General features: G+C 67.6%; 7 protein-coding genes. 3 read left to right on the plus strand and 4 right to left on the minus strand.

Annotated features, from left to right (window positions below; genetic code table 11):
• Both AC3XYG_RS10415 and AC3XYG_RS10420 read right to left on the minus strand, forming a co-directional pair.
• Positions 1-440 (minus strand): aminotransferase class IV (locus AC3XYG_RS10415; protein ID WP_489139758.1); only part of this gene is annotated, 440 nt, incomplete at its 3' end.
• 100 nt (positions 441-540) lie between these two features.
• Positions 541-1170, minus strand: coding sequence for a S24 family peptidase (locus tag AC3XYG_RS10420; protein WP_489139759.1), 630 nt, complete (start codon positions 1168-1170; stop codon positions 541-543).
• Positions 1171-1646: 476 nt separating this feature from the next.
• Between AC3XYG_RS10420 and AC3XYG_RS10425 the strand changes: the two genes are divergently transcribed.
• The 3 genes from AC3XYG_RS10425 (at position 1647) to choX (ending at position 4425) form a co-directional block, all read left to right on the plus strand.
• Positions 1647-2780: a D-alanyl-D-alanine carboxypeptidase family protein gene (locus AC3XYG_RS10425; protein ID WP_489139760.1), complete on the plus strand. Its 1134-nt coding sequence runs from the start codon at positions 1647-1649 to the stop codon at positions 2778-2780.
• Positions 2781-2918: 138 nt separating this feature from the next.
• Positions 2919-3440, plus strand: coding sequence for a thioesterase family protein (locus AC3XYG_RS10430; protein ID WP_489139761.1), 522 nt, complete (start codon positions 2919-2921; stop codon positions 3438-3440).
• 37 nt (positions 3441-3477) lie between these two features.
• A complete protein-coding gene (gene choX, locus AC3XYG_RS10435; protein WP_489139762.1) occupies positions 3478-4425 on the plus strand; it encodes a choline ABC transporter substrate-binding protein in 948 nt (315 codons plus the stop codon).
• Between the two features lie 191 nt (positions 4426-4616).
• Here choX and sdhA read toward each other — a convergent pair whose 3' ends face one another.
• Both sdhA and AC3XYG_RS10445 read right to left on the minus strand, forming a co-directional pair.
• On the minus strand, positions 4617-6413 hold the full coding sequence (sdhA, locus tag AC3XYG_RS10440) for a succinate dehydrogenase flavoprotein subunit (RefSeq protein WP_489139763.1): 1797 nt from the start codon (positions 6411-6413) through the stop codon (positions 4617-4619).
• Positions 6410-6629: YbfB/YjiJ family MFS transporter (locus AC3XYG_RS10445; protein WP_489139764.1), on the minus strand; the 220-nt coding region annotated here is incomplete at its 5' end. The genes sdhA and AC3XYG_RS10445, both read right to left, overlap by 4 nt.

Below are 6629 nucleotides of genomic sequence, written 5' to 3' on the forward strand. Positions count from 1 at the left end.
GCCAGGGTCGGCGCCATCTCCGGCGACGGGCGGCGCAACCCCTGGGCGAAACAGGCGGCGTCGTCGCCCGGCAGCGGCAGCGCCGATTCGTAGATCGACAGGCAGAATCGGGTCGACGCGGGATCGGGCTCGATCCAGCCATCCTCGGCCCAGAACATCGGCCGGATGTAGACGGCGGCGTCGGCCGGGAACTTCGCCAGCCCCTCGCGCGCCAGCGATTCGATCTCCTCCGCCGTCTTGGTCGGCGCCAGCCCCATGAACCGGGCCGAGGCGACGGCGCGGACGCAATGCCGGTCGAGATCGGGCGCGACGCCTTCGAAGCCGCGGGCGCCGTCGAAGATGATCGAGGACATCCACGCGGCGTGCGACAGCGGACCCATGATCGGCGGATTGCCTTCATGCCAGGTGCCGTCGATGAAGGTCAGCGCATATCTCGCCATGATTGCCCCATCCGATCCCGTAAAATTGACCGGCGGAGCATAGGCGAGCCCCGGGGCGCCGCCAACACCGGCTGGCTGCAGCCCCGCCCTGCGATGTGGGCTACTGGCTGGACCAGACGATGCGGGCCTTCCAGGCGATGTCGGACAGCTTCAGCGACTGCGGTGCCGGGTCGGCGCCCAGCGGCCGCAGGTCGATGCGGTTGGCGCTGATGCGCACCAGTTCGCCGACCAGCAACGCGCCCGTCGCGGTCTTCACCAGCACCCGGTCGCCGCGCCGCAGCCCGGCCGTCGGCGAGATGATGACAAGATCGCCGTCGCGATAGACCGGGGCCATGTCGTCGCCGCCGATCTCCAGCGCATAGGCGTGCGGATCGGACAGGTTGGGAAAGTCGACCTCGTCCCACGCCTTGCCGGCGGGACGGCCGGCGGCGTCGAACTGCCCTTCGATCGCGGCCTGCGACAGCCCGATCACCGGGATCCGGCGCGCCGGCAGGCCCGAGCCGTCGTCAATCAGCCGCACGAAGGCCGCGATCGAGCTGCTGGTCGCCTCGAGAATCTTGGCGATGCTTTCGGTCGACGGCCAGCGCAGCTTGCCGTCGCTCGACTGGCGTTTGCTCGGGTTGAAGGTCGTAGGGTCGAGCCCGGCGCGGCGCGCCAGGCCGGAGGGCGACAATCCGTTCAGCTTGGCGAGACGGTCGATCGCCGCCCAAATGTCGGCGTGCTTCAGCATGGGAACAATGTCTCCCAATGAGGTCCGAGCGTATGTAGGAACATTTTCATTTATAAAACTTGCGTAAAAATGATCGGGATAGTTTTCCTAAAATTGCGCACCCCATGTTGCTGCCTGCCCCTTTTTCATGAAAGTGGCCCCCACCACGACACACATTGTACAAGCGGCGCCATCATTGCGCTATGACCCGAAAGGGATAGAGGCGGTACAATTCGCATAGTTGCGCGGACTCGGACGCTTCCCGCGCATGAGGACAGGCCGTGCCGGACAGTGGATGACGACCGGATTCGAGGCATTCCGGGCGAGAGCCGGCGACGGTCCGATTCCGCCGCCTGCCCGGTCCGGCATCCTCGGTGCGCCGATGCGCCGCGGCCACACCCCGGCCCCGCCATCACCGACATGACAGGCGCGGGTTGGCAGCGAGGCCAGATGACGGTATCCCTGCGGCCATGCCCCGCCCCATGCCAAAGATTGCGATGCCGGTTTCCCATCTCCGCACCGTCGCCCTCATCCTCCTCGCCGGCCTGGCGGCATTGCCCGCCGCTGCGGCCACGGTCGACACCATCGCCAAGCAGGCGATCCTGATCGACACCACCACCGACACGGTGCTGATGGAGAAGGATGCCGACGCGCGGATGCCGACATCATCGATGAGCAAGATGATGACGGCCTATCTGGTCTATGACGCGCTGCGGGACGGGCGGATCACGCTCGACACCAAATTCCCGGTCAGCAAGAAGGCCTGGCAGACCGGCGGGTCGAAGATGTTCGTCCAGATCGGCGACAACGTCCGGGTCGAGGACCTGCTGCGCGGCCTGCTGATCCAGTCCGGCAACGACGCCGCCGTGGTGCTGGCCGAAGGGCTGGCGGGGTCGGAGAGCGCCTTCGCCGACCGCATGAACGCGATGGCCAAGACCCTGGGCATGAACGGCACCCATTTCGTCACCGCCAACGGCCTGCCCGACCCGGAGCATTATTCGACCGCGCGCGACCTGGCGACCCTGGCCGATCGCATGATCACCGACTTCCCGCAGTACTATCGGTACGAGAGCGAGAAGGAATTCACCTGGAACAAGATCAAGCAGGGGAACCGCAACCCGCTCTTGTACCGCGACATGAATGTCGACGGCATCAAGACCGGCCACACCGATGCAGGCGGCTACGGCCTGACCGCGTCGGGCGTGCGCGACAACCGCCGCCTGATCCTGGTGGTCAACGGGCTGCCCAGCATGCAGTCCCGCGCCGATGAGGGCGCCCGCCTGCTGGAATGGGGCTGGAACCAGTTCCGCCTGTACCCGATGTACAAGGCCGGCGCGACGGTCGACGAGGCGACGGTCTGGCTCGGCGCCGACAGCACGGTGCCGGTGACGGTGGCCCAGGATTTGGCCATGACCATGCAGCCGGCCGATTTCGACAAGGTGACGGTGACCGCCCGGTTCCAGCAGCCGATCGAGGCGCCGGTCGCCAAGGGCCAGGTGCTGGGTGAGTTGGACATCGCACCGCCCGACGGCCCGGTGCGCAAGGTGCCGCTGGTCGCCGCCCAGGACACGCCGAAGGCCTCGATCTTCCGCGCCATCGGCATGAAGCTGGGGCTGCTGCTCGGGCTGTAACCGGAGGCGTAAGGGCCACGACGGTTTCGATCAGGCCGGCGTCGCGATCGGTCAAGGCCGGCCGCATCCGCCGCGTAGCATCGCCTGCATTCCAAGCCCGTCCGCAGAGGCGGGCCGATGGCGAGGATCACCCGGCGGATGCAGGTTCCAGCGACCGTGGCCAACCCGACAGACCTTTCGGACCGCACAATCTCTTCGGATCGGACGACGACCGAGACGCCGCTGCGATTGCACGGCGAGACGGTGCGCAAGGAATGGACCGACTATAACGGCCACCTGAACGACGGCTATTACGCCGTCATCTTCAGCCACGCCACCGACGCTTTCCTCGAATTCGCCGGGATCGACGCCGCCTACCGGGCGCGCAGCCGGCGCACGGTCTTCACCGGCGAGATGAAGCTCCGCTACCGGCACGAGGTGCGGGCCGGCGACGACGTCACGATCGAGACCCGGCTGGGCGTCATGGACGCCAAGCGCTTCACCCTGCACCACCGCATGCGCCACGCCGTCGACGGCACCATCCTGGCCGACTGCGAGGTGCTGAACCTGTCGATCGACACGACCGGACCGAAGGTCGCGCCGTTCGAGGCCGAGATCCATGACCGTTTGAGCGAGATCCGCGCCGTCCATGCGGCGGCCGCGGAGGACGAGAAGGGCTGACCAGGCCCCCGTCCAGATGGAACAACAGGAGGCTAAGATGACCAGCGCAAGACGTTTCCTTTTCGCGGCGGCGGCGATCGCCGTGCTGACCCCGGCCACGGCCGCCCTGGCCGACGACGCGGCGGCCTGCAAGACCGTGATCATGTCCGATGTCGGCTGGACCGACATCACCTCGACCACGGCGCTGGCCAACACCGTGCTGGAGGGCCTGGGCTATGCACCCAAGGTCGACCTGCTGTCGGTCGCCGTCACCCTGCAGTCGCTGCAGAACGGCCAGGTCGACCTGTTCCTCGGCAACTGGATGCCGTCGCAGACCGAGATGGTCGACCCCTACCTCAAGCAGGATGTCGCGCTGGTCGGCACCAACCTGGCCGATGCCAAGGTGACGCTGGCGGTCAACCACGAGGCCTATGAGGCCGGGGTCAAGGACTTCGCCGACCTGCAGAAATTCGCCGACAAGTTCGGCAAGTCGATCTACTCGATCGAGCCCGGCTCCTCCGCCAACAAGAACCTGTCGACCATCATCGGCAAGAACGAGTTCGGCCTCGGCGGCTGGAACCTGGTCGAGGCCAGCGAACAGGCGATGCTGGCCCAGGTCGACCGGGCGACGCGCCGCGGCGAATGGGTGGTGTTCCTGGGCTGGGCGCCGCACCCGATGAACATCAAGTACAAGATCGACTACCTGACCGGTGGCGATGCCTATTTCGGCCCGAACTACGGCGGCGCCACCGTGCGCACCCTGGCCAACAAGAAGTGGATCGACGGCTGCCCGAACGTGCAGAAGCTCGCCAAGCAGCTGGTGTTCGACCTGAACACCGAAAACCAGATGATGTCGATGATCCTCGACGGCGGCATGGAACAGAACGCCGCCGCCAAGAAGTGGCTGACCGAGAACCCGGACCTGCTGACCAAGTGGCTCGACGGCGTCACCACCCTGGACGGCAAGCCCGGCCTCGACGCGGTCAAGGCCTCGCTGAAGAGCTGAAGCTCACGAGCCACAGGCTGGGTTCGTCTTCGAACCCGCCCTGTGGCTCTATCTTTTTTACTGTCATTGCCGGGCTTGACCCGGCAATCCAGAGACTGTCGATAGCCTCTGGATGCCCGGATCAAGTCCGGGCATGACAGTTGGTGTGATGGCCTACACATCCGGTGCCGGGCACCGCGGTCGAGAGCCGCTCAATACACCCGCTCCTTCGGCGGGATCGACGCGACCTCGTTGGACAGCGGCTGCATGTGGACGGGGCGGTAGTCCAGGCGAACGCCGCCCTCCGGGTCCAGCCAGGCCAGCGTGTGCTTCAGCCAGTCCAAATCGTCGCGCTTCGGGAAATCCTCCCGCGCATGGGCGCCGCGGCTTTCGGTGCGGCCGATGGCGGAGCGCAGGCTGACCGTCGCCTGCTGCAGCATGTTGTCGAGCTCCAGCGCCTCGGCCAGGTCGGTGTTGAACACCATCGACCGGTCGCCCAGGCCGAGATCGGCCCGCATCGGGCCGGTGACCTCGTCCAGCTTGCTTAAGCCCTCCTCCATCAGCGGGCCGTCGCGGAACACGGCGCAGTGCCGCTGCATGATCCGCTGCATCGCCAGCCGGATGTCGCCGGCGCCGGTGTCGCCCTTGGCCCAGCGCACCTTGTCCAGCCGCGCCAGGGCCCGGTCGGTCGCCGCCTGCGGCAGCGGCGCGTGGCTGTCGCCGGGCCGCAGCGTCGCCACCGCCCGGTGCGCTGCCGCGCGGCCGAAGACGATGATGTCGAGCAGCGAGTTCGACCCCAGCCGGTTGGCGCCGTGGACCGAGACGCAGGCCGCCTCGCCGATCGCCATCAGCCCGGGCACGACCGATTCGGCATCGCCGTTGCACAGCGTCGTCGCCTCGCCATGCAAATTGGTCGGCACCCCGCCCATGTTGTAGTGCACGGTCGGCAGCACCGGGATCGGCTCCCGCGTCACGTCGACCCCGGCGAAGATCTTCGCCGTCTCGCTGATGCCCGGCAGCCGCTGGTGCAGCACCTCGGCCCCGAGATGCTCGAGATGCAGCAGGATGTGGTCCTTCTCTGGGCCGCAGCCGCGGCCCTCGTTGATCTCGATCGTCATCGAGCGGCAGACCACGTCGCGCCCGGCCAAGTCCCGCGCCGTCGGGGCATAGCGCTCCATGAAGCGCTCGCCTTCGGAATTGGTGAGGTAGCCGCCCTCGCCGCGCGAGCCCTCGGTGATCAGGCAGCCGGAGCCGTAGATGCCGGTCGGGTGGAACTGGGTGAACTCCATGTCGGCCAGCGGCAGCCCGGCGCGCAGGGCCATGGCGTTGCCGTCGCCGGTGCAGCTGTGCGCCGCGGTGCAGGAGAAGTAGACCCGGCCATAGCCGCCGGTCGCCAGCACCGTGCGGTGGGCACGGAAGCGGTGCAGCGTGCCGTCCTCGACATTCCAGGCCAGCAGGCCGCGGCAGGCGCCGTCCTCGTCCATCAGCAGGTCGAGCGCGACGTATTCGACGAAGAACTCGGTGCGGTGCGCCAGGCACTGCTGGTACAGCGTGTGCAGGATGGCATGGCCGGTGCGGTCGGCCGCGGCGCAGGTCCGCCGGGCCATCTGCTTGCCGTAGTTCAGGGTCTGGCCGCCGAAGGGCCGCTGGTAGATCCGGCCGTCCTCGGTGCGCGAGAACGGCACGCCGAACTGCTCCAGCTCCAAGACCGCCGGCGCGGCCTCGCGGCACATGTATTCGATGGCGTCCTGGTCGCCGAGCCAGTCGGAGCCCTTGACCGTGTCGTACATGTGGAAGCGCCAGTTGTCGCCGTCGCCCATGTTGCCGAGCGACGCCGCCATGCCGCCCTGGGCCGCGACGGTGTGGCTGCGGGTGGGGAACACCTTGGTGACGCAGGCCGTCTTCAGCCCCGACGCCGCCATGCCGAGTGCCGCGCGCATTCCGGCGCCGCCGGCGCCGACGATCACCACATCGTAGCTGTGGTCGATGATGGTGTAGGCCTGGGTCATGAGGATGCTCCGGAAGCCTTGGGCTTGATGGCGAGCGCCAGGACGAGGTCGATCGCCAAAGCGAGAGTCACGGCGCTGCCGCCGATCACGAACAGGATCTGGTAGTCGCCGCCGCTGCGTTCGAACAGGAAGGACAGGCCGTAGGCGGCCCCGGCCTGGAACAGGGCGAAGCTGGTCGTCGCCCGCCCCCAGGCGGCCCGCTGCGCCTCGGCGCCA

The organism is Inquilinus sp. (assembly GCF_057815775.1).